This window comes from Paracoccus sp. S-4012 (assembly GCF_009674885.1).
GTDB lineage: Bacteria > Pseudomonadota > Alphaproteobacteria > Rhodobacterales > Rhodobacteraceae > Paracoccus.
Window position 1 is genome coordinate 425,067 of the sequence record NZ_WKKA01000001.1, and the last position, 19,999, is coordinate 445,065.

Below are 19,999 nucleotides of genomic sequence, written 5' to 3' on the forward strand. Positions count from 1 at the left end.
AGGCGTTGACTTCCCCCCCGCCCGGCGTATCGCTCGGCGCCATTCGTCCCGCCCGGAGGCCCGCATGACCGTCGCCAGCACCCAAGCCCCCCCTCGCAGCGGGACGACGGCCTGGTTCGTGCTGATCGCGATCAGCTTCTGCCATCTCGTCAACGACGTCATGCAGTCGATGCTGCAGGCGATCTATCCGCTGCTGCAGGCCGAGTTCAGCCTCAGCTACACGCAGATCGGGATGCTGACCTTCGCCTTCCAGGTCACGGCCTCGCTGTTGCAGCCCGCGATCGGCGGCTTCACCGACCGCCATCCCATGCCGCGCTCGCTCGCCGCGGGGATGGCGGCGAGTTTCGTGGGCGTGCTGCTGCTGGCCTTCGCCCAGGGCTACGGCGTGCTGCTGACCGGGGCGATGCTCATCGGCATCGGCTCGGCGGTGTTCCACCCCGAGGCGAGCCGGGTGGCGCGGCTGGCCTCGGGCGGACGCTACGGCACGGCGCAGTCGCTGTTCCAGGTCGGCGGCAATGGCGGGCAGGCCCTCGGGCCGCTGCTGGCGGCCTTCATCGTCGTGCCGCTGGGTCGGCCCTCGGTCGCGCTGTTCGCGGCTCTGGCGCTGATCGGCGTCGGCCTCCTCTGGCGCGTCGGCGCCTGGGCCGAGAACCGCCGCCGCGCCGCCGCGGCCTCGCAGCCGCCGCGCAAGGCCACGCTGCCGCGCAACCGCATCATCGCGACGGTCGTGATCCTCGCGCTGCTGACCTTCACCAAGAACATCTACAGCGCCTCCTTCACCAGCTATTACACCTTCTTCCTGATCGAGCGTTTCGGCCTCACCGCGCAGCAGTCGCAGGTCATGCTGTTCCTGTTCCTCGGCGGCATGGCGGCCGGGGTGATGCTGGGCGGGCTCGTGGGAGACCGGGTCGGGCCGCGCACGGTGATCTGGTTCTCGATCCTGGGCGTGCTGCCCTTCACGCTGATGCTGCCGCATGTCAGCCTTGCCGCCACGGGCGTGCTGACGGTGGTGATCGGCCTGATCCTCGCCTCGGCCTTCCCGGCGATCGTGGTCTTCGCGCAGGAGCTGCTGCCCGGCCGCACCGGCCTCGTGGCGGGGATCTTCTTCGGCTTTGCCTTCGGCATGGGCGGGATCGCGGCCGCGGTGCTCGGCGTGATCGCCGATGCGCGGGGGATCGAGTTCGTGTTCCTGCTCTGCTCGTTCCTGCCGCTGATGGGCCTGCTGACGATCTTCCTGCCGCGCGAGCGGGAGCTGGTCTAGCCGTTCTCGCGCAGCACCCGGCCGGCGAGGTAGAGCGAGCCGCAGATCAACAGCCGCGCGCCCGGATGGGCGGCGGCGAGGGCGCGGACGGCCTCCACGGTGCCCGGCGCCACGGTTGCCGGGAGGCCCACGGAGGCCGCAGCCGCCGCCGTCGCCTCGGCGGGCAGCGTGTTCGCTTCGCCGGGGATCGCCACGGCGGTGAGGCTCTCGGCCACGCCCGCAAGCGGGGTCATGTAGCCCGCGACATCCTTGGTGTTCAGCATTCCGCAGATCAGGTGCGTGGGTTTCGCCCCCATGCCGCGCAGGGTCGCGGCCACGGCCTCGCCGCCTGCCGGGTTGTGGCCGCCGTCGAGCCAGAGCTCGCAGCCCTCCGCCGCCTCGACCAGCGGCCCCCGCGTCAGCCGCTGCATCCGCGCCGGCCAGACCGCGCGCGTGACCGCCGCCTCGCAGCCCACGGCGCCGGCGCCAAGCTCGCGCAGGGCGGCAAGCGCAGTCCCGGCGTTCACCACCTGATGCGGCCCGGCGAGGTTCGGCAGCGGCAGGTCCAGCAGGCCCCTTTCGTCGCGGTAGATCAGCGCGTCGCCCTCGCGGGCCACGTCCCATTGCTGCCCTTCGGCGAGGATCGGCGCGCCCAGCCGCCCGGCCCGCCCCTCGATCACCCCGAGCGCCGCGTCGCGCTGCGGGGCGATGACGCAAGGGACGCCGCGCTTGATGATGCCGGCCTTCTCGCCCGCGATCGCCTCGATCGTCTCGCCGAGATACTGGGTGTGATCGACCGAGACCGGGGTGATGACCGTCAGCCGCGGGCGCGCGACCACGTTGGTCGCGTCGAGCCGCCCGCCGAGACCGACCTCGAGCAGCGTGTAGTCGGCCGGGGTCCGCGCGAAGGCGAGGAAGGCGGCGGCGGTGGTGATCTCGAAGAAGGTGATCGGCGCGCCACCGTTCGCCGCCTCGCATTCCTCCAGCAGCGCGGCGAGGGCAGCCTCGGCGATGATCTCGCCCGCGACCACGATCCGCTCGTGGAAATGCGCCAGATGCGGCGAGGTGTAGGCATGGACGCGCTTGCCCTCGGCCTCCAGTCCGGCGCGGATCATGGCCAGCGTCGAGCCCTTGCCGTTGGTCCCGGCGATGTGGATGACGGGGGGCAGGGCGCGCTCGGGATGGCCGAGCTTCGCCAGCAGCCCCTCGATCCGCCCGAGGCTGAGGTCGATCACCTTCGGGTGCAGCGCCATCAGCCGGGTGAGGATGGCTTCGGAGGCGAGGGTTCCGGTTGTCAAGGCAGCCTCAGGCCGAGGCGGCGTCGGCGGGCAGGTTCACCACCGGCTGGCCGGGCGCGGGCAGATCGCCCGCCACGGGTGGCGACTGGCGGGTCAGCATCCGCAGGATCGACACGAGTTCCTCGCGCAGCTTCTTGCGATGCGTGACGCGGTCCAGCATCCCGTGCTCGAGCAGGTATTCGGCCCGCTGGAAGCCCTCGGGCAGCTTCTCGCGGATGGTCTGCTCGATCACCCGCGGCCCGGCGAAGCAGATCAGCGCGTTCGGCTCGGCGATCTGGACATCGCCCAGCATGGCGTAGGAGGCGGTGACGCCGCCGGTCGTCGGATGCGTCAGCACGACCACATAGGGCAGCCGCGCCTCCTTCAGCATCTCGACCGCAACGGTGGTGCGCGGCATCTGCATCAGGCTGAGGATGCCCTCCTGCATCCGCGCCCCGCCCGCGGCGGAGAACAGGACCAGCGGCCTCCGCAGCCGCACGGCGCATTCGGCCGCGGCGACGATGGCGTTGCCGACCGCCATGCCCATCGAGCCGCCCATGAACGAGAAATCCTGCGCCGCAGCGACGATGGCAGTGCGGCCGACCTCGCCCTCGGCCACCAGCATGGCCTCGCGCTCGCCGGTGGCCTTCTGCGCCGCCTTCAGGCGCTCGGGGTATTTCTTCTGGTCGCGGAACTGCAGCGGGTCGGCCAGCGGCTCGGGATACCGGATCTCGTTGAAGGCGCCGCCATCGAAGAGCGCGGTGAAGCGCGCCCGCGGGGTGATCGGCAGGTGGTGCTCGCAACTGGTGCAGACCTGCAGGTTCTCGGCCAGCTCGCGGTGAAACAGCATGGTCCCGCATTCCGGGCACTTGGTCCAAAGGTTCTCGGGCACTTCCCGGCGCGAGAAGAGGCTGCTCATCCGCGGGCGGACGTAGTTGGTGATCCAGTTCATCGCGCGCGCCTCGGGCCGGTCCGGTCGGGGCTGAAATAGGCGGCGGAGGGCGCGAATGCAATTGCGGCTGCCCCGGCGTCATGGCTTTGATGCCCGTCATGTGGCCCAGCTTCCTCGGATTTCTGCACTTCGCCGCCGCGCTCCTGGTGGTCATCAGGGTGCTGCTGAAGCGGCGGATGAGCCCGCCTGCGCGCCTCGCCTGGATCCTGCTGATCGAGGTCCTGCCGGTGGTCGGCATCACCGCCTACCTCCTCTTCGGCGAGGTGCGGATGCGCCGGGCCGAGCGGCAGCGCATGGCCGATGTGCGCAACCAGCTGACCGGCGTCTGGCAGCGGGCGCCCGAGACGGTGGCGGCGGTCCCGGCCTATGCCGAGCCGGTCGTCGCCTCGATCGAGGCGGGCGGCGGCATGGAGCCGGTCCGCGGCAACCGCATCACGCTGCTGGAAGAGAGCGACCTCGCCATCGCCCGCCTCGTCGCCGCCCTCGACGCGGCGGAAGAGGAGATCCACCTGCTCTTCTACATCTGGCTGCCAGACCATTCCGGCACCCAGGTGGCCGAGGCCGTGATCCGTGCGCGTGGTCGGGGGATTGCGGTGCGGCTGATCGTGGATGCCCTGGGCTCGCGGCTGCTTGTCCGCTCGGCCCTCTGGGGGCGGATGCAGGCGGCCGGGGCGGAATGCGTGCGCGCCTTCCCCTGGGGCAACCCGCTGGTCTCGATGCTGTTCCAACGGCTCGACTTGCGCAATCACCGCAAGATCGTGGTGATAGACGACCGTCTCGCCTTCACCGGCAGCCGCAACTGCGCCGACATGGCCTTCGCGATCAAGCCGCGCTACGCGCCCTGGATCGACGTGCTGATGGCGGTCGAGGGTCCGGTGGTGCGCCAGTTGCAGGCGGTCTTCCTGCAGGACTGGATGAGCTATACCGGTCAGGATCACGGCGACGAGTTGAAGGCGGTTCCCGCGGCGGACACGCCCGGCGAGATCGCGCAGGTGCTGGCGACCGGCCCCGACCTGCGGCAGGAGCGGCTGCCCGACAGCATCGCCACGCTGATCCACGCCTCGCGCAGCTCGGTGACGATCACGACGCCCTACTACGTCCCCGACGAGGCGATCGACAACGCGATCCGCTCGGCCGCGCGGCGCGGCGTGCGGGTGACGCTGATCCTGCCAGAGCGCAATGACAGCCGCATCGTCTCGGCGACGAGCGAGGGCTATTTCCGCGAGCTTCTGCGCGCGGGCGTGCGGCTGATGCTGTTTCGCGGCGGGCTGCTGCATGCCAAGATCGTGACAGTGGACGGGCGCATGTCGCTCAGCGGCTCGGCCAACCTCGACCGGCGCAGCTTCGATCTGAACTACGAGGTGAACCTGTTCGTGATCGACGAGGAGTTCACCGCCGTCCTCGACCACCGCCAGCAAAGCTACATCGAGCGCGCGCGGCGCCTGACGCTCGAGGATGTCGAGGGCTGGACCCGCCTGCGCCGCATCCGCAACAACCTGCTGGCGATCGCTGCGCCGCTGTTGTGAGGCGGGGCGGGCGCCGCCGCGCGAGGGATTGGGGCGAGTGACCCAATCCCGCTCGATCCGGCGAAGTCAGCATGAGAGAGGGTCCGCGCTCGCACGAAGGTGAGGGCGGACGCGCCCGCCTGTTGGGTGGGCGGGCGCGGACCCGTCCGCTTTGGCGGACGGGCGGGAGTTAGCAGTGCCGTGGCGCGGGAGGAAAGGGGGCTGGGTATCCCCCACGCACAACCCTCAGCTGCGAACCAGCTTCTCGTAGGCGTCGCTGACCTCGCGCGCCATGTGGCCGACCTGGAAATGCCAGTCGCCGATCTGCGCCACCGGCGTGATCTCGGCCGCCGAGCCGGTCAGCCAGCACTCCTGGAAGCCGTCGATCTCCTCGGGCCTGATGTGCCGCTCATGCACGGTCACGCCCTTGTCCTTCAGCAGCCCGATCACCGTCTGCCGGGTCAGGCCGTTGAGGAAGCAGTCGGCCAGCGGCGTGTGCACCTCGCCATCCTTCACGAAGAAGATGTTGGCCCCCGTCGCCTCGGCCACATAGCCGCGATAGTCATACATCATCGCGTCCGAGCAGCCCTTCGCCTCCGCCGCGTGCTTGGACATCGTGCAGATCATGTAGAGCCCCGCCGCCTTGGCGTGGCTCGGGACCGTCTCGGGCGAGGGGCGCTTCCACTTGGCGATGTCGAGCTTCGCCCCCTGCCACTTGGCGTCGCCGTAATAGCTGCCCCATTCCCAGGTGCAGACCGCCATGCGCACCGGGTTGTTCTTGGCCGCCACGCCCATGTCCGGCCCCGACCCGCGCCAGGCGATGCAGCGGACATAGGCGTTCTCGAACCCGTTCGCGCGCAGCGTGTCGTCCTTGGCCCTGACGATCTCGTCCACCGTCCAGGGCAGTTCCATGTCGAGCGCGCGGCCCGAGTCGATCAGCCGCTGGGCATGCTCGCGGGTCTTGAACACCTTGCCATCGTAGCAGCGCTCGCCCTCGAACACGGCGCTCGCGTAGTGCAGCGCGTGGGTGAGGACGTGCACCTTCGCGTCGCGCCACTCGACGAGCTCGCCGTCCATCCAGATCTTGCCGTCGCGGTCGTCGAACGGGGCTGTCATCTGTTCCTCCGGTTCTTTTGCGTTTGTTGCGTGTCCACCGCCTTCAGTGGATAAAAGTTGCCAAAGCTGCCGCCTCGCTAGCGATTGCGCCTTGGAATGTCAACGATCCTGACTTACCTTGGCGGCGGGCCGGGATGGGCGAGGGATGATGCAGGAGCGGGCGCGGATGACGATGACGGCGGGCGGGGCCGAGGGGCTGCTGTTTCTCACCGACGACCAGCTGCGCCGCGGGATCGAGGCGATGTTCTTCGCCTATCGCGACTTCACCGGCGACCCCGACGCCATCCTCGCCGACCTGGACTACGGCCGCGCCCATCACCGCGCGGTGCATTTCATCAACCGCGAGCCGGGGCTGACGGTCAGCGGGCTGCTCGACGTGCTGGGCGTGACCAAGCAGTCGCTGAACCGGGTGCTGCGGACGCTGGTCGAGGACGGCCTGGTCGAGAGCCGCGTCGGCCGCCGCGACCGGCGCGAGCGGCTGCTGTTCCTGACGACGAAGGGCGAGGAACTGGAGCGGCGGCTGGGCGAGGCGCAGCGGGCGCGGATGCGCGCCGCCTACCGCGCCGCCGGGCCGCAGGCGGTGGCGGGCTTCCGGCAGGTGCTGGAGGCGATGATGAACCCCGAGGGCCGCCGCCGCTTCCTCGCGCTCGCCGAAAGCGCGCGCGGATGAGCACGGCCCCCGCCGCGCCGGCCGCCGACGCGCATATCCTCGTCGTGGACGACGACGCCCGCATCCGCGACTTGCTGAGCCGCTTCCTGCGCCGCTCGGGCTATCTCGTGACCGTGGCGCGGGACGCGGCGCAGGCGCGGCGGCTGCTCGTGGGGCTCGACTTCGACATGATCGTCCTCGACGTGATGATGCCGGGCGAGGACGGCTTCTCGCTGACCCGCGATCTGCGGCGTCGGATCGCGACGCCGATCCTGCTGCTGACCGCGCGCGGCGACACCGGCGACCGGATCGAGGGGCTGGAGAGCGGGGCGGACGACTACCTGCCGAAACCGTTCGAGCCGCGCGAGCTGCTGTTGCGGATCGCCGCCATCCTGCGCCGGGTGCCGCAGCCGGGGCCCGCGGGGCCGAAATACCTGACCCTCGGCGCGTTGAGGTTCGACGCGCAGAAGGGGGAGCTGACGCAGGGCGAGCAGGTGATCCACCTGACCGGGACGGAATCCGCGCTGCTGACCCGCCTCGCGGCCAGTCCCGGCGAAGCGGTAAGCCGCGCGGCGCTGATCGAGGATCTCGGCCGCGGCGGTCAGCGCGAGGAGTCGGAGGCGTCCGACCGCGCCATCGACGTGCAGATCACCCGCCTCCGCCGCAAGCTGGAGGCCGATCCGCGCGAGCCGCGCTACCTGCAGACCGTGCGTGGCACCGGCTACATGCTGATGCCCGACTGAGCTAGGCGCTGCGCCCGCGGGCGGAGACCGGTCAGACCGCCTCGACCACGCCGTTGCGGACGCAGACGAAGGCGTCGTGCAGGTTCACGGTCGGGTCGCAATGGCCGGGGATCAGACGCAGCCGGTCGCCGGGGGCGAGGGCGCCCGCCGGGTCATCCAGCACGGTATGCTCGTCCGAGAGGCCGGTAGCGGTGACGCCCTCCTGTCCCCAGACCAGCGGCAGGCCCGATTCGCCGCTCATCGACTTCAGCCCGGCATCGCAGACCGCGCGCCCCGGCACCGGGGTCGAGATCACCTGCGCCAGCACGAACAGCGCGTTCCGCCAACCCTGGTCGAGCCGCTGCCCTTGGGGATCCTCGATCCGGCCATAATCGGCATCCATGACCGCATAGGAGCCGCATTGCAGCTCGGTCCAGAGGCCGGACGCCGCCTCATGCTGCCATGTTCCGGTGCCCGCGCCCGTCACCTGCGGGCAGTCGATCCCGGCGGCCCGCAGTGCGTCGAGCGCGGCGCGGACACGCTCGCCGGCCGTGGCGATTCGTGCCCCGCGTTCGGCATCGCCGGTCAGATGCTGTGCGCTGCCCTCATAGGCGTGGATGCCCGCGAAACGGAGCCCCGGCTCGGCCGCGATCGCCGCCGCGAGGGGGGCCACCGCCGCCGGGTCGGCCACGCCGCAGCGGCCGCCGCACATCAGTTCGATCCAGGCGTCGAGCGTCGCGCCCGCTTCCCGCGCCGCTGCCCCGGTTGGCGCGACCGCCGCGGGATCGTCGAGGCAGAGGCCGACGCGCGCCCCGCCCGCCGCCAGCGTCGCCAGCCGGGCGAGCTTCGCCGGATCGCGGACTTCGTTCGTCACCAGCACGTCGCCGATGCCGCCCGCGACGAAGACCTCCGCCTCGCCCACCGTCTGCGCGCAGAGCCCGACCGCGCCGCGCGCCATCTGCGCGCGGCCGAGATCAACCGAGCGGTGCATCTTGCCATGCGGGCGCAGCCGCATCCCCGCGGCGCGCGCCGCGTCGGCCATGCGGTCGAGATTGGCCTCGAGCGCGTCGAGATCGAGGATCAGGCAGGGCGTCGGCAGCTCCGCCTCGGGCGTGCCCGGCGCGATGCGCGGCACGTCAGACGATCCGCCCGTGGCAGTGCTTGAACTTCTCGCCCGAGCCGCAGGGGCAGGGATCGTTGCGGCCCGGATTGCCCCAGGTGGCGCGGTCGTCGGGGTCGAAGCCCGTGGCTTTCGCAGTGGCGCCGCCGCCTCCGGCCGCGGCATGCTGTGGCTGCATCGATTTCTGCTGCGCCGCCAGCTGCTCCTGATAGTCGCGCATCATCTGCTCGCGCTCGGCTTCGGTCAGCGGGCGGATGCGGGCCAGGTTCTTCGTCACCTCGCCGCGCAGCGATTCAAGCAGGCTCTCGAACAGCTGGAAGCTCTCGCTCTTGTATTCGTTCAGCGGGTCACGCTGCGCGTAGCCGCGGAAGCCCACGACCGAGCGCAGGTGCTCGAGCGTCACCAGATGCTCGCGCCATTTAGCGTCGATCTGCTGGAGAAGCACCTGCTTCTCGATCTGGCGCATGGTCTCGGGGCCGAAGGATTCGGTCTTCTTCTCCATGTAGGCGTCCGAGGCCTCGGCGATCCGGTCGAGGATCACCTCCTGGTCCACCCCGTCCTCGGCCGCCCAGTCGGCGATCGGCAGGTCGAGGTTCAGCCCCTCGATCACCGCCTGCTTCAGCCCCGCACTGTCCCACTGGTCGGGATAGGAGCGGGCAGGCATGTAGCGGTCCACCAGATCCTCGATGACCTGATGGCGCATGTCGGCGGCGATCTCGTCGACCTCGTTAGAGTCCATGATCTCGCGCCGCTGGCCGAAGATCGCCTTGCGCTGGTCGTTCATCACGTCGTCGAACTTCAGCAGCTGCTTGCGGATGTCGAAGTTGCGCCCCTCGACCTTGGCCTGCGCGCGCTCGAGGCTCTTGTTCACCCACGGGTGGATGATCGCCTCGCCCTCCTTCATGCCCAGCGTGGACAGCACCTTGTCCAGCCGCTCGGAGCCGAAGATCCGCATCAGGTCGTCGTCGAGCGACAGGAAGAACAGCGAGCGGCCCGGATCGCCCTGACGGCCCGAGCGGCCGCGCAGCTGGTTGTCGATCCGCCGGCTCTCGTGGCGTTCGGTCGCCAGCACGAAAAGGCCGCCCGCCTCCAGCACCCGGCGCTTGGCCTCGGCGTGGTCGGCCTCGATCCTCGCGCGCAGCTCGTCGGGGTTCGCCTCCGGGTCGGCCTTGAGCGCGTCGAGCACCTTCATCTCGACATTGCCGCCGAGCTGGATGTCGGTGCCGCGCCCGGCCATGTTGGTGGCAATCGTCACCGCGCCGGGCTTGCCCGCGTCAGCGACGATCTGCGCCTCCTGCTCGTGCTGGCGCGCGTTGAGGACGTTGTGCGCGATGCCCTTCGCCTTCAGCAACTCCGACAGCATCTCGGACTTCTCGATCGAGGTCGTGCCGACGAGGATCGGCTGCCCCGCGCCATGCGCCTCGCGGATCGCCTCGATCACCGCGGCATGCTTCTCGTCGGCGGTGCGGTAGACACGGTCATGCTCGTCCACGCGGGCGATCGGACGGTTGGTGGGCACCTCGACCACGCCGAGCTTGTAAATCTCGGCAAACTCCTCGGCCTCGGTGGCCGCGGTGCCGGTCATGCCGGCGAGCTTGTCGTAGAGGCGGAAGTAGTTCTGGAACGTCACCGAGGCGAGGGTCACGTTCTCCGGCTGGATATCCACCCGCTCCTTGGCCTCGATGGCTTGGTGCAGCCCTTCCGAGAGGCGGCGGCCCTTCATCATGCGGCCGGTGAACTCGTCGATCAGCACCACCTCGCCGTTCTGGACGATGTAGTTCTGGTCGCGGTGGTAGAGCTTGTGGGCGCGCAGACCCTGCCCGAGGTGATGCACGATGGTCGTGCTCTCGGGGTCGTAGAGGCGCTGCCCCTCGGGCAGGATGCCGGCCGCGCGCAGCCGCTGCTCGAGATACTCGTTGCCCTCCTCCGAGAAGGTCGCGTTGCGGGTCTTCTCGTCGATCTTGTAGTGGCTCTCGTCCAGTTCCGGGATGAAGGCGTCGAGCGTCTTGTAGAGCTCGCTGCGGTCCTCGCTCGGGCCCGAGATGATGAGCGGGGTCCGCGCCTCGTCGATCAGGATTGAGTCGACCTCGTCCACGATCGCGTAATTGTGTCCGCGCTGCACCATCTCCTCGAGCGAGGCCTTCATGTTGTCGCGCAGGTAGTCGAAGCCAAGCTCGTTGTTGGTCGAATAGGTCACGTCGGCCGCGTAGGCCGCGCGCTTCTCGGCCTCCGGTTGGAACGGCACCACGACGCCGGTGGTCATGCCGAGCTGGCGGAACACCTTGCCCATCCAGTCGGCGTCGCGGCGGGCGAGGTAGTCGTTCACGGTGACGACGTGGACGCCCTTGCCCGACAGCGCGTTGAGATAGGCCGGGAAGGTTGCGACGAGGGTCTTGCCCTCGCCGGTCTTCATCTCGGCGATGTTGCCCTCGTGCAGGAAGATGCCGCCCATCAGCTGCACGTCGAAGGCCCGGAGGCCGAGCGCGCGGCGCGCGCCCTCGCGGCAGTTGGCAAAGGCCTCCGGCAGCAGCGCGTCGAGGGCCTCGCCCTTCTGCGCGCGGTCCTGCAACTCGCGGGTCCTGGCGATCAGCTCGTCGTCCGAGAGCGCCTGGAACTGCGGCTCGAGCGCGTTGATCCGCTGGACCAGCGGCCAGGTGGCCTTGACCTTGCGGTCGTTGGGCGTGCCAAAGAGCTTCTTCGCCAGAGTGCCGAGCATCGCGTTCCTGCCGTCATTTGCGCCCCGGGTGCGGCGGCGTGCGGGCGGTCCTTGGCCCACTTGCCCGCACCGATCGGCTTGCCGTATCAGGGGGCCTGCACGAAAGCGGCGGGTGCGCTTTCCCGGTTGTCGGCCGGATTTAGGCGCGCCCCGTCCCACTGTCAACGCCGCCCCCGCGCCCTCGAGGCCGGGCCAGCGCCCCGAAAGGCACCGCCGATGAAACCCCTCCGCCCGATCCTCGCCGCGCTCGCGCTGAGCCTTGCTTCGCCCGCCGCGGCGCAGCCCGCCGACGACGCGACCGTGGTCGCCACCGTGAACGGCGAGGCGATCACGCTGGGCGAGATGCGCGCGCTGAAGGCCGGCATGGGGCCGCAGGCCGCGGCCCTGCCCGATGCGGCGCTGTGGGACATGATCCTCGACCAGATCACCCGGCAGACGGCGGTGGCACAGGCGGGCGAGGGGAACCTCACGCCCCGTGACGAGGCGCTGCTGGCGCTGCAGCGCCGCTCACTGCTCGCCACGATCGCGCTCGAGGCCGTGGCCGAGCCGGAGCCGACCGAGGAGGAGCTGCGCGCCGCCTATGACGCCCTCTGGGGCAGCGCCGGCGAGGTGACGGAATACAGCGCCCAGCATATCCTCGTCGAAACCGAGGAGGCGGCGCAGGCCGTGGCGGCCGAGATCGAGGGCGGCAAGGACTTCGGGCAGGTGGCCGAGGAGCGTTCGACCGATTCCTCGGGGCCGGGCGGCGGCGACCTCGGTTGGTTCACGCTCGACATGATGGTCGCCCCCTTCGCGGAGGCCGTGGGCGCGCTCGAGAAGGGCGAGGTCTCTGCGCCGGTGGAATCGCAGTTCGGCTGGCACGTCATCCGCCTGAACGAGAGCCGCCTGAAGGAAGCGCCCGCCTTCGAGGAGGTCCGCGACCAGATGGCCCAGCAGGTCCGCCGCGAGCGGGTCGAGGCCGAGGTGCAGCGCATCACCGGCGAGGCCGAGGTCGAGCGCACCGAGGGCCTCTCGCCCGACCTGCTCGGGGCCGAGTGACATGGCGAAGGCCGCGCTCCCGGTCTCGCCCCTCGCGCCCGCGTCTTTCCCGGACCTTCCGGTGATCGAGGGGGTGGAGTTCGCCACCGCCGCGGCCGGGGTGAAGTATCAGGGCCGCACCGACGTGATGCTGGTCCGCCTCGCCCCCGGCACCGCCATCGCCGGGGCCTTCACCCGCTCCTCCACCCGCGCCCCGAGCGTGCTCGACTGCGAGGCGAAGCTTGCGGCGGGGCGCGCGAGCCGCGAGGGCGCGGCGATCATCGTCAACTCCGGCAACGCCAACGCCTTCACGGGCAGGCGCGGGCAGGAGGGCGTGGATGCCGTGACCGGTGCGGTGGCGCAGGCCCTCGGCGTGCCGCCGGGGCGCGTGTTCTCGTCCTCGACCGGCGTGATCGGCGAGCCGCTGCCGCATGAGCGCATCACCGCCGTGATCGGCGAGGCCGCGGCGCGGCTCGCGCCGGACGGCATCGCCGACGCCGCCCGCGCAATCATGACCACCGATACCTTCCCCAAGGGCGCCGCGGCAGAGGTGCAGGGCGAAGGCGGCACGATCCGCATCGCCGGGATCGCCAAGGGCTCGGGCATGATCGCGCCGGACATGGCGACGATGCTGGTCTACATCTTCACCGACGCCGCGATCGCGCCCGAGGTGCTGCAGCGGATGGTCTCGCGCTCGCTCGGCACGACCTTCAACGCGATCACCGTGGACAGCGACACCTCGACCTCGGACGCGCTGATCGTCGCGGCGACGGGCCGCTCGCCCGCCGCGCCGATCCGCTCGGCCCGCGGTGCCACGGGGCAGGCCTTCGCCGCGGCGCTGCATGGCGTCATGGAGGACTTGGCGAAGCAAGTCGTCCGCGACGGCGAGGGGGCAACGAAACTCGTCGAGGTCCGCGTGACTGGCGCCGCCTCCGACGCGGACGCGCACCGGGTCGCCATGTCGATCGCCAACTCGCCGCTGGTCAAGACCGCCATCGCCGGCGAGGACGCCAACTGGGGCCGGGTCGTCATGGCGGTGGGCAAGTCCGGCGCGCAGGCCGACCGCGACCGCCTCACGATCCGCTTCGGCGAGCTGACGCTGGCCCGCGACGGCTTCCGCGATCCCGGCTACGACGAGACCGCGGCCGCCGCCTACATGAAGCGGCAGGAACTGGTGCTGGCCGTGGATCTCGGGCTTGGACAGGGCGAGCGCACCGTCTGGACCTGCGACCTCACGCATGGCTACATCGACATCAACGCCGATTACCGGTCGTGAACCTCCTGCTCGTCGCCGCGGTGGCGCTGATCGATGCCGACGGGCGTGTGCTTCTGGCGCAACGTCCCGAGGGCAAGTCGCTCGCCGGGCTGTGGGAGTTTCCGGGCGGCAAGGTCGAGTCGGGAGAGACGCCCGAGGGCGCGTTGATCCGCGAATTGCACGAGGAACTGGGCATCGAGACCTGGGCTTCGTGCCTCGCGCCGCTGACCTTCGCCAGCCACGCCTACGAGTCCTTCCACCTGCTGATGCCGCTTTTCGCCTGCCGCCGCTGGCAGGGGCAGCTGCGCGCGCATGAGCATCAGGCGCTCGCCTGGGTGCGCGCGCGGGATCTCGCCGCCTACCCGATGCCGCCCGCCGACCTGCCGCTGATCCCGATCCTGCGCGACTGGCTCTGATTCTCTTCGCCTGTTGAAGCGCTTTTCGGCCCAACCGGATCGTCTCGGGGCTGAAGATGCGCTCTGGCGGTGATGCTTCCGCGCTCCTGCCGCGCCGCAGCGCGAAACTTTCATCTGCGGCAAGCGGAATGAGGGCAACATTCTTTTTGGAATGTAAACCTTTTTGCGACATACCTGACCCTGGGACAGGAGGCAGGGATGATCCGAACCATCACAATCGGTACTTGCGTATCCATTCAGGGGTTGTTCGAGCGGCTGACCCCGGCAGGCACGATGATCGTGCGGGTGGGGGGGCAGACCTATGAGGGCAAGCCCGTCGGGCGCCTGCCTGCGGCAGGACGGACGGCAAGCGCATAGCAAAAGGGCGCCCCGCGGGGCGCCCTTTTTCGGTTCGTCCGACGTCGGCCGCGACGCTGTCAGAGCGTGCGCTCGACCTCCTCGCGCTCGAAGATCTCGATGACATCGCCCTTGCGGATGTCGTCGTAGTTCTCGAAGGCCATGCCGCATTCCTGGCCGGACTGGACCTCCTTCACCTCGTCCTTGAAGCGCTTGAGCGTCTTCAGCGTGCCCTCGTGGATCACCACGTTGTCGCGCAGCAGACGCACCCCGGCCGAGCGGCGGGCGACGCCCTCGGTCACGAGGCAGCCGGCGACGTTGCCGACGCCGGAGACGCGGAACACTTCCTTGATCTCGGCATAGCCGATGAAGTGCTCGCGCACCTCGGCCGACAGCAGGCCCGACGCCGCGGCTTTGATGTCGTCGATCAGGTCGTAGATGATCGAATAGTAGCGGATCTCGACGCCCTTCTGGTTCGCGGCACTCCGCGCCGGGGCGTTCGCCCGGACGTTGAAGCCGATCACCGGCGCGCTCGATGCCTCGGCCAGGCCGATATCCGATTCGGTGATCGCGCCGACGCCGTAATGCAGCACGCGGACGCGGACTTCTTCGTTGCCGACCTTCTCGAGCGCCTGGACGATTGCCTCGGCCGAGCCCTGCACGTCGGCCTTCACCACCACCGGCAGCTCGGCCACGTTCTCGTCCGCCTTGGCCCGCGCCATCAGCTGCTCGAGCGTCGTCGCGGCACCCACGGCGGCGCGCTTGTCCTTCGCGGCCTGGCTCCTGTAGTCGGCGATCTCGCGCGCCTGCGCTTCGGTTTCGACCACGTTCAGGACGTCGCCTGCCTCGGGCGTGCCGTTCAGGCCCAGCACCTCGACCGGCACCGACGGCCCGGCCACGCTCACGCGCTCGCCCTTGTCGTCGATCAGCGCCCGGACCTTGCCCCACTGTTCGCCGACGACGAAGATGTCGCCCTGCTTCAGCGTGCCGTTCTGGACCAGCACCGTCGCCACCGGGCCGCGGCCCACGTCGAGCTTGGCCTCGATCACGGCGCCGAGGGCGGCGCGGTCGGGGTTGGCGTGCAGTTCCAGAATTTCGGCCTGCAGCGCGATCGCCTCGAGCAGCGCGTCGATGCCCTGGCCGGTCGCGGCCGAGACTTCGACGTCCTGCACGTCGCCCGACATCGCCTCGACCACCACCTCGTGCTGGAGCAGGTCGGTGCGGACCTTCTGCGGATTGGCCGAGGGCTTGTCGATCTTGTTGATGGCCACGATCATCGGCACGCCCGCGGCCTTGGCGTGGTTGATGGCTTCGACCGTCTGCGGCATCACCGCGTCGTCGGCGGCCACGACCAGCACCACGATGTCGGTCACGTTCGCCCCCCGCGCCCGCATGGACGTGAAGGCGGCGTGGCCGGGCGTGTCGAGGAAGGTCAGCACCGCGCCCGAATCGGTCGTCACCTGATAGGCGCCGATATGCTGGGTGATGCCGCCGGCCTCGCCGGAGACCACGTTCGCCTGCCGGATGCGGTCCAGCAGCGAGGTCTTGCCGTGGTCCACATGGCCCATGATCGTGATGATCGGGGCGCGCGGCTGCAGGTCGGCGGGCGCGTCGTCCTGCGTGTGCAGCACCTGCTCCACGTCCGCATCGCTGACGCGCACCGCGCGGTGGCCGAATTCCTCGATCACCAGTTCGGCCGTGTCGGCGTCGATCGGCTCGTTGGCCGTGACCATCATGCCCATCTTCATCAGTGACTTGATGACCGCGGCCACGCGCTCGGTCATGCGGTTGGCAAGCTCGGCGACGGTGATCGTCTCGGGCAGCTGGACGTCGCGGAACTGCTTTTCGGCCCGCTGCGACTGGCCCATCGCCTTGGCGCGGGCCTTTTCCTGCTTGCGCTTCATCGCTGCGAGGCTGCGCTGACGCCCGCCCTCGCCGGACAGCGCGGCGGTGACCGAGAGCTTGCCGGTGCGGCGGCTGTCCTCGCCCTTGCCCTTGCCGCGGGCATCGCGATCAGCCCCGGGCGCATCGCCCCGGTCGCGGTCGGTGCGGCGCGGGCCGGTGCCCACGCCCGGCTTCTCGGCGCGGGCGGCGGCGGCCTCGGCCGCGGCGCGGTCGGCCGGCGTGGCAGCCGCGGGCTTGGCCGTGACCTCGGCCTTCTTCTGCGCGCGCAGCTCGGCCTCGCGGGCGCGGCGCTCATCTTCCTCGGCCTTGAGGCGCAGGGCTTCCTCGCGCTCGCGCTCCTCGCGCTCCCTGGCCTCGATCTCGGCCCGGCGGCGCTCGCGCTCCTCCTCGCGGGCCTTTTCCTCGGCGGCACGGTTCGCGGCTTCCTCGACCTCGCGGGCCTTGGCGGCCTGCAGCGCCTTGAGCCGGCGCTCCATCTCGGCTTCGGAGATCCCGGCCGGACGCTTGGAGGGATCGGAGGCGACAGCCGCGACCGAGCCGGGCCGCGCCGTTGTCGCCGCGGCGCCGGGCTTCGGCACCACGACGCGCTTGCGCTTGGTCTCGACCTGCACGGTCTTGGTGCGACCGTGGCTGAAGCTCTGCTTCACCTGGCCCGAACGGCCGGCGCCACCGAGGCCCAGCGGCTTCTTCCCGTCAGTATCGCTCATTCCGTACCCGAATCCTCTCCGGCAGACCGACTGCCGACATGCCCGCGCAGACCGTTCAGTCTGCTGGCGTCCCTGATCACCTTGTCGGTCAGGCCCCCCGGCGCGAGCGCGCCGTGTATGACAGAAGCCCGCCCGAAGGACAAACCCAATTCTGATGCCGTCAGGCAGCCGAACCAGCGGCCTCCCTCGGGCGTCCACAACTTACCCTTGCCGCGCTCGGACCCGTCCGAGGCCTGCAGCAACACCTTCGCCCGCCCGGCGGCGAGCCAGTCCTTCACCTTCTCGAACCCGGCCACCGCGCGGCCCGCCTTGCGGGTCAGCGACACCAGTTCGACCACCCGCTGGGCGAGGCCAGCCTCGACCCGGTCCGCGAGGTCCTGGGGCGCCTTCACCTGCGCCTTCGCGGCGCGGGAGAAGAGGCCCTTGCGGACCGCGGTCTCGATCTCGGCCCGTCCGGCCGTGACCCACATGCCCCGGCCCGGCAGCTTCTCGGCCAGGTCGGGAAACACCTCGCCCTCCGGCCCGACGACGAAGCGCACGAGGCCGGCCTTGCCGCCGGTCTCGCCGGTGACGATGCAGCGCCGCTCGGGCGCGTCGTTATCCTTTGGCCGTCCGCCGCGGGTCATTCGGGCCCTCAGCGGGCCATCAGGCCCGCCCCTCCTCGGTTTCACCGGTCTCGGCTTCGGCCTCGGCGTCTTCCTCGCCCTCGGCCACCGCCATCAGCTCGTCGGGATCGACCCAGCCCAGCATCACGCGCGCCGTCATCACCATCGTCTGCGCTTCCTCGAGGCTCACATCGAAGGGCTCGAGCAGCCCCTCATCCTTCACCCGCTGGCCGTTCTGGGTGGTCCAGCCGCCGGCCAGTTCCCAGTCGGCGCAGGTGGCGAAGTCCTCGAGCGTCTTGATGCCGTCCTTGGCGAGCGCCTCGACCATCTGCGGGCTGAGCCCCTCGAAGTCGATCAGGCTGTCCTCGGCGCCCAAGGCGCGCGCGTTCTCGAGCGCGGCCTTGTTCGCCGCCTCCAGATGGTCGCGGGCGCGGGCCTGAAGCTCCTCGGCCGTGCCCTCGTCCACGCCGTCGATCGACAGCAGCTCGCCGACATCGACATAGGCCACCTCCTCGAGGTTGGTGAAGCCTTCGGTCACGAGAAGCTGGGCGAAGAACTCGTCGAGATCGAGCGTGTCCATGAAGAGCTGCGTGCGGGCGTTGAACTCGGCCTGGCGACGCTTGCTCTCCTCCTCCTCGGTGAGGATGTCGATGTCGAGGCCGGTGAGCTGCGAGGCGAGGCGCACGTTCTGGCCGCGCCGGCCGATGGCCAGCGACAGCTGCTCCTCCGGCACCACGACCTCGATCCGCGGCGCGTCCTCGTCGACGACGACCTTGCTGACCTCGGCCGGCTGCAGCGCGTTCACGAGGAAGGTCGCCTGGTCCTGCGACCACGGAATGATGTCGATCTTCTCGCCCTGCAACTCGCCCACGACGGCCTGCACGCGCGAGCCGCGCATGCCCACGCAGGCGCCGACCGGGTCGATGCTGTTATCATAGGAGATGACGGCGATCTTGGCCCGGCTGCCCGGATCGCGGGCCACGGCCTTGATCTCGATGATGCCGTCATAGATCTCCGGCACTTCCATGCGGAAGAGTTCCGCCATGAACTGCGGGTCGGTGCGGCTGAGGAAGATCTGCGGCCCGCGGGCCTCGCGGCGGACGTCCTTGACATAGGCGCGGATGCGGTCGTTCGGGCGATAGCTCTCGCGGCCGATCTTCTCGTTGCGGCGCAGGATCGCCTCGCCGCGGCCCACGTCCACGATGATGTTGCCGTATTCCTCGCGCTTGACGATGCCGTTGATGATCGTCCCGGCGCGGTCCTTGAACTCCTCGTACTGGCGGTCACGCTCGGCCTCGCGGACGCGCTGCAGGATCACCTGCTTGGCCGATTGCGCGGCGATCCGGCCGAGCTCGACCGGCGGCACCTCGTCCACGATCATGTCGCCGACCTTCGGGTCGTCCAGGTAGGGCCGCGCCTGATCGACCGTCAGTTCGGCCTGGTAATTCTCGACCGCCTCGTCCTCGACCACGGTGCGGACGCGGGTGAAGCGGGCGTTGCCGGTCTTGCGGTCGATGCTGACGCGGATGTCCATCTCGGCGCCGTAGCGCGACTTCGCGGCGCGGGCGAGGCTGTCCTCCATCGCCTCGATGACGAGTTCCGGCTCGATCATCTTCTCGCGCGCGACGGCTTCCGCGGTCTGCAGAAGCTCGAGCTGGTTGGCTGCGGTAATGGCCATCAGGCGATCACTCCTTGGCGCCGGTCGCAGGACCGGCTTCGTCGGTTGCAATGTCGTCGTCGGTGTCGGCTTCGGTCTCGATAGCGTCGAAGGCGCCCTCGTCGAGGGCGGCGTCGTCGAGCGTGCCCGCCTCCTTGCGCTGCTTGAGCATCTCGGCGATCAGCTCGTCAGTCAGCACCAGCTTGGCGTCGGTCAGCCATTCGAAGTCGAGGCCGATGGTCTGCACCTGCCCCTGCTCCTCGAGGTTCAGCAGCACCTCATTGCCCTCCACGCCCGCCAGCACGCCCTTGAAGCGCTTGCGGCCGTCGATCGGCTGGCTGGTCTCGAGCCGGACCTCGTAGCCCTCGAAGGTCTCGAAATCTTTGAGGCGGGTCAGCGGCCGGTCGATGCCGGGGCTGGAGACCTCCAGATGATAGGCGTCCTCCAGCGGGTCTTCCACGTCGAGAACCGCGCTGACCGCGATCGAGATGTCGCCGCAGTCCTCGACGTTGATGCCGCCCTCGGGCCGGTCGGCCATGATCTGCAGCGTGGCCGTGCGGCCCCCCTGCAGCCGCAGGCGGACGAGTTCGTAGCCCATGTCCTGGATCACCGGCTGCACGATCTCGGCGAGGCGGCGGTCGATGGCGGTCTTGGCGATGAGGTCGCTCATGCGGGTCGTCCTCGGCGGGGCGGGGGTCGGGAAACGAAAAACGGGCCGTCAGCGGCCCGTGCGGAAGCATCCGGTGGGGCAGGGGGTGGAAGCCTGCTCCGCTGTTGGAAGGCATATAGCGAGGCCGGGGCGGC

At 70.1% G+C, this 19,999-nt stretch carries 17 protein-coding genes; 8 read left to right on the forward strand and 9 right to left on the reverse strand.

All coding sequences use genetic code 11. The annotated features are described in order from the left end of the window. Window positions 1-64: 64 nt before the first annotated feature. The gene (locus tag GI374_RS02130; protein ID WP_154335349.1) at window positions 65-1,261 is read left to right on the forward strand and encodes an MFS transporter; all 1,197 of its coding nucleotides are present in this window, start codon (window positions 65-67) and stop codon (window positions 1,259-1,261) included. On the opposite strand, the gene GI374_RS02135 is transcribed toward GI374_RS02130, so the two are convergent. Together GI374_RS02135 and accD are read right to left on the reverse strand one after the other, a co-directional pair. Then, window positions 1,258-2,493, reverse strand: a complete 1,236-nt coding sequence (locus GI374_RS02135) for a folylpolyglutamate synthase/dihydrofolate synthase family protein (RefSeq protein ID WP_154335591.1) — start codon at window positions 2,491-2,493, stop codon at window positions 1,258-1,260. The genes GI374_RS02130 and GI374_RS02135 overlap by 4 nt on opposite strands. A 52-nt stretch (window positions 2,494-2,545) precedes the next feature. Further along, window positions 2,546-3,469 carry an acetyl-CoA carboxylase, carboxyltransferase subunit beta gene (gene accD, locus GI374_RS02140; protein WP_154335350.1) on the reverse strand — a complete coding sequence of 308 codons (924 nt, stop codon included), beginning with the start codon at window positions 3,467-3,469 and terminating at the stop codon, window positions 2,546-2,548. Between the two features lie 80 nt (window positions 3,470-3,549). On the opposite strand from accD, the gene cls reads away from it, so the two are divergent. Continuing rightward, window positions 3,550-4,995: a cardiolipin synthase gene (gene cls, locus GI374_RS02145; protein ID WP_229582452.1), complete on the forward strand. Its 1,446-nt coding sequence runs from the start codon at window positions 3,550-3,552 to the stop codon at window positions 4,993-4,995. Between the two features lie 225 nt (window positions 4,996-5,220). On the opposite strand, the gene GI374_RS02150 is transcribed toward cls, so the two are convergent. After that, the gene (locus GI374_RS02150; protein ID WP_154335351.1) at window positions 5,221-6,090 is read right to left on the reverse strand and encodes a branched-chain amino acid aminotransferase; all 870 of its coding nucleotides are present in this window, start codon (window positions 6,088-6,090) and stop codon (window positions 5,221-5,223) included. Window positions 6,091-6,256: 166 nt separating this feature from the next. Between GI374_RS02150 and GI374_RS02155 the strand changes: the two genes are divergently transcribed. Together GI374_RS02155 and GI374_RS02160 are read left to right on the forward strand one after the other, a co-directional pair. Continuing rightward, entirely contained in the window at window positions 6,257-6,760 is a 504-nt protein-coding gene (locus GI374_RS02155) for a MarR family transcriptional regulator (protein WP_154335352.1), read from the forward strand. Then, window positions 6,757-7,482, forward strand: coding sequence for a response regulator (locus GI374_RS02160; RefSeq protein WP_154335353.1), 726 nt, complete (start codon window positions 6,757-6,759; stop codon window positions 7,480-7,482). The genes GI374_RS02155 and GI374_RS02160 overlap by 4 nt, the downstream gene beginning before the upstream one ends. 31 nt (window positions 7,483-7,513) lie before the next feature. Here the strand turns inward: GI374_RS02160 and GI374_RS02165 are convergent, their stop codons facing one another. Together GI374_RS02165 and secA are read right to left on the reverse strand one after the other, a co-directional pair. Continuing rightward, entirely contained in the window at window positions 7,514-8,596 is a 1,083-nt protein-coding gene (locus tag GI374_RS02165) for a DSD1 family PLP-dependent enzyme (protein ID WP_195759824.1), read from the reverse strand. Between the two features lies 1 nt (window position 8,597). Next, complete coding sequence (gene secA / locus GI374_RS02170) at window positions 8,598-11,297, reverse strand: preprotein translocase subunit SecA (RefSeq protein WP_154335354.1); 2,700 nt, start codon at window positions 11,295-11,297, stop codon at window positions 8,598-8,600. 216 nt (window positions 11,298-11,513) lie between these two features. Here secA and GI374_RS02175 point away from each other — a divergent pair, with 216 nt between their 5' ends. The 4 genes from GI374_RS02175 to GI374_RS18800 all read left to right on the forward strand — a co-directional run bounded on the left by GI374_RS02175 (window position 11,514) and on the right by GI374_RS18800 (window position 14,342). Beyond that, the gene (locus GI374_RS02175; protein WP_154335355.1) at window positions 11,514-12,335 is read left to right on the forward strand and encodes a peptidylprolyl isomerase; all 822 of its coding nucleotides are present in this window, start codon (window positions 11,514-11,516) and stop codon (window positions 12,333-12,335) included. Window position 12,336: 1 nt separating this feature from the next. After that, window positions 12,337-13,590, forward strand: coding sequence for a bifunctional glutamate N-acetyltransferase/amino-acid acetyltransferase ArgJ (argJ, locus tag GI374_RS02180; protein ID WP_154335356.1), 1,254 nt, complete (start codon window positions 12,337-12,339; stop codon window positions 13,588-13,590). Next, complete coding sequence (locus GI374_RS02185) at window positions 13,587-13,985, forward strand: (deoxy)nucleoside triphosphate pyrophosphohydrolase (RefSeq protein ID WP_370515090.1); 399 nt, start codon at window positions 13,587-13,589, stop codon at window positions 13,983-13,985. The genes argJ and GI374_RS02185 overlap by 4 nt, the downstream gene beginning before the upstream one ends. Window positions 13,986-14,183: 198 nt before the next feature. Beyond that, entirely contained in the window at window positions 14,184-14,342 is a 159-nt protein-coding gene (locus tag GI374_RS18800) for a hypothetical protein (protein WP_195759807.1), read from the forward strand. A 59-nt stretch (window positions 14,343-14,401) separates the two neighbouring features. On the opposite strand, the gene infB is transcribed toward GI374_RS18800, so the two are convergent. The 4 genes from infB to rimP are packed head-to-tail and all read right to left on the reverse strand — an operon-like array spanning window position 14,402 to window position 19,865. Then, window positions 14,402-16,933, reverse strand: a complete 2,532-nt coding sequence (gene infB, locus GI374_RS02190) for a translation initiation factor IF-2 (protein ID WP_154335358.1) — start codon at window positions 16,931-16,933, stop codon at window positions 14,402-14,404. Next, entirely contained in the window at window positions 16,930-17,559 is a 630-nt protein-coding gene (locus GI374_RS02195; protein WP_154335359.1) for an RNA-binding protein, read from the reverse strand. The genes infB and GI374_RS02195 overlap by 4 nt, the downstream gene beginning before the upstream one ends. A gap of 19 nt (window positions 17,560-17,578) precedes the next feature. Beyond that, window positions 17,579-19,216, reverse strand: a complete 1,638-nt coding sequence (gene nusA, locus GI374_RS02200) for a transcription termination factor NusA (RefSeq protein ID WP_154335360.1) — start codon at window positions 19,214-19,216, stop codon at window positions 17,579-17,581. 7 nt (window positions 19,217-19,223) lie between these two features. Then, window positions 19,224-19,865, reverse strand: a complete 642-nt coding sequence (rimP, locus tag GI374_RS02205; RefSeq protein ID WP_154335361.1) for a ribosome maturation factor RimP — start codon at window positions 19,863-19,865, stop codon at window positions 19,224-19,226. Window positions 19,866-19,999: the final 134 nt, after the last annotated feature.

Bases quoted from the DNA above. Each gene is read 5' to 3' on its own strand.
- GI374_RS02130 (WP_154335349.1), top strand. From the start codon at position 65: ATGACCGTCGCCAGCACCCAAGCCCCCCCTCGCAGCGGGACGACGGCC.
- GI374_RS02135 (WP_154335591.1), bottom strand. From the start codon at position 2,493: ATGGCGCTGCACCCGAAGGTGATCGACCTCAGCCTCGGGCGGATCGAG.
- accD (WP_154335350.1), bottom strand. From the start codon at position 3,469: ATGAACTGGATCACCAACTACGTCCGCCCGCGGATGAGCAGCCTCTTC.
- cls (WP_229582452.1), top strand. From the start codon at position 3,550: ATGGCTTTGATGCCCGTCATGTGGCCCAGCTTCCTCGGATTTCTGCAC.
- GI374_RS02150 (WP_154335351.1), bottom strand. From the start codon at position 6,090: ATGACAGCCCCGTTCGACGACCGCGACGGCAAGATCTGGATGGACGGC.
- GI374_RS02155 (WP_154335352.1), top strand. From the start codon at position 6,257: ATGACGATGACGGCGGGCGGGGCCGAGGGGCTGCTGTTTCTCACCGAC.
- GI374_RS02160 (WP_154335353.1), top strand. From the start codon at position 6,757: ATGAGCACGGCCCCCGCCGCGCCGGCCGCCGACGCGCATATCCTCGTC.
- secA (WP_154335354.1), bottom strand. From the start codon at position 11,297: ATGCTCGGCACTCTGGCGAAGAAGCTCTTTGGCACGCCCAACGACCGC.
- GI374_RS02175 (WP_154335355.1), top strand. From the start codon at position 11,514: ATGAAACCCCTCCGCCCGATCCTCGCCGCGCTCGCGCTGAGCCTTGCT.
- argJ (WP_154335356.1), top strand. From the start codon at position 12,337: ATGGCGAAGGCCGCGCTCCCGGTCTCGCCCCTCGCGCCCGCGTCTTTC.
- GI374_RS18800 (WP_195759807.1), top strand. From the start codon at position 14,184: ATGATCCGAACCATCACAATCGGTACTTGCGTATCCATTCAGGGGTTG.
- infB (WP_154335358.1), bottom strand. From the start codon at position 16,933: ATGAGCGATACTGACGGGAAGAAGCCGCTGGGCCTCGGTGGCGCCGGC.
- GI374_RS02195 (WP_154335359.1), bottom strand. From the start codon at position 17,559: ATGACCCGCGGCGGACGGCCAAAGGATAACGACGCGCCCGAGCGGCGC.
- nusA (WP_154335360.1), bottom strand. From the start codon at position 19,216: ATGGCCATTACCGCAGCCAACCAGCTCGAGCTTCTGCAGACCGCGGAA.
- rimP (WP_154335361.1), bottom strand. From the start codon at position 19,865: ATGAGCGACCTCATCGCCAAGACCGCCATCGACCGCCGCCTCGCCGAG.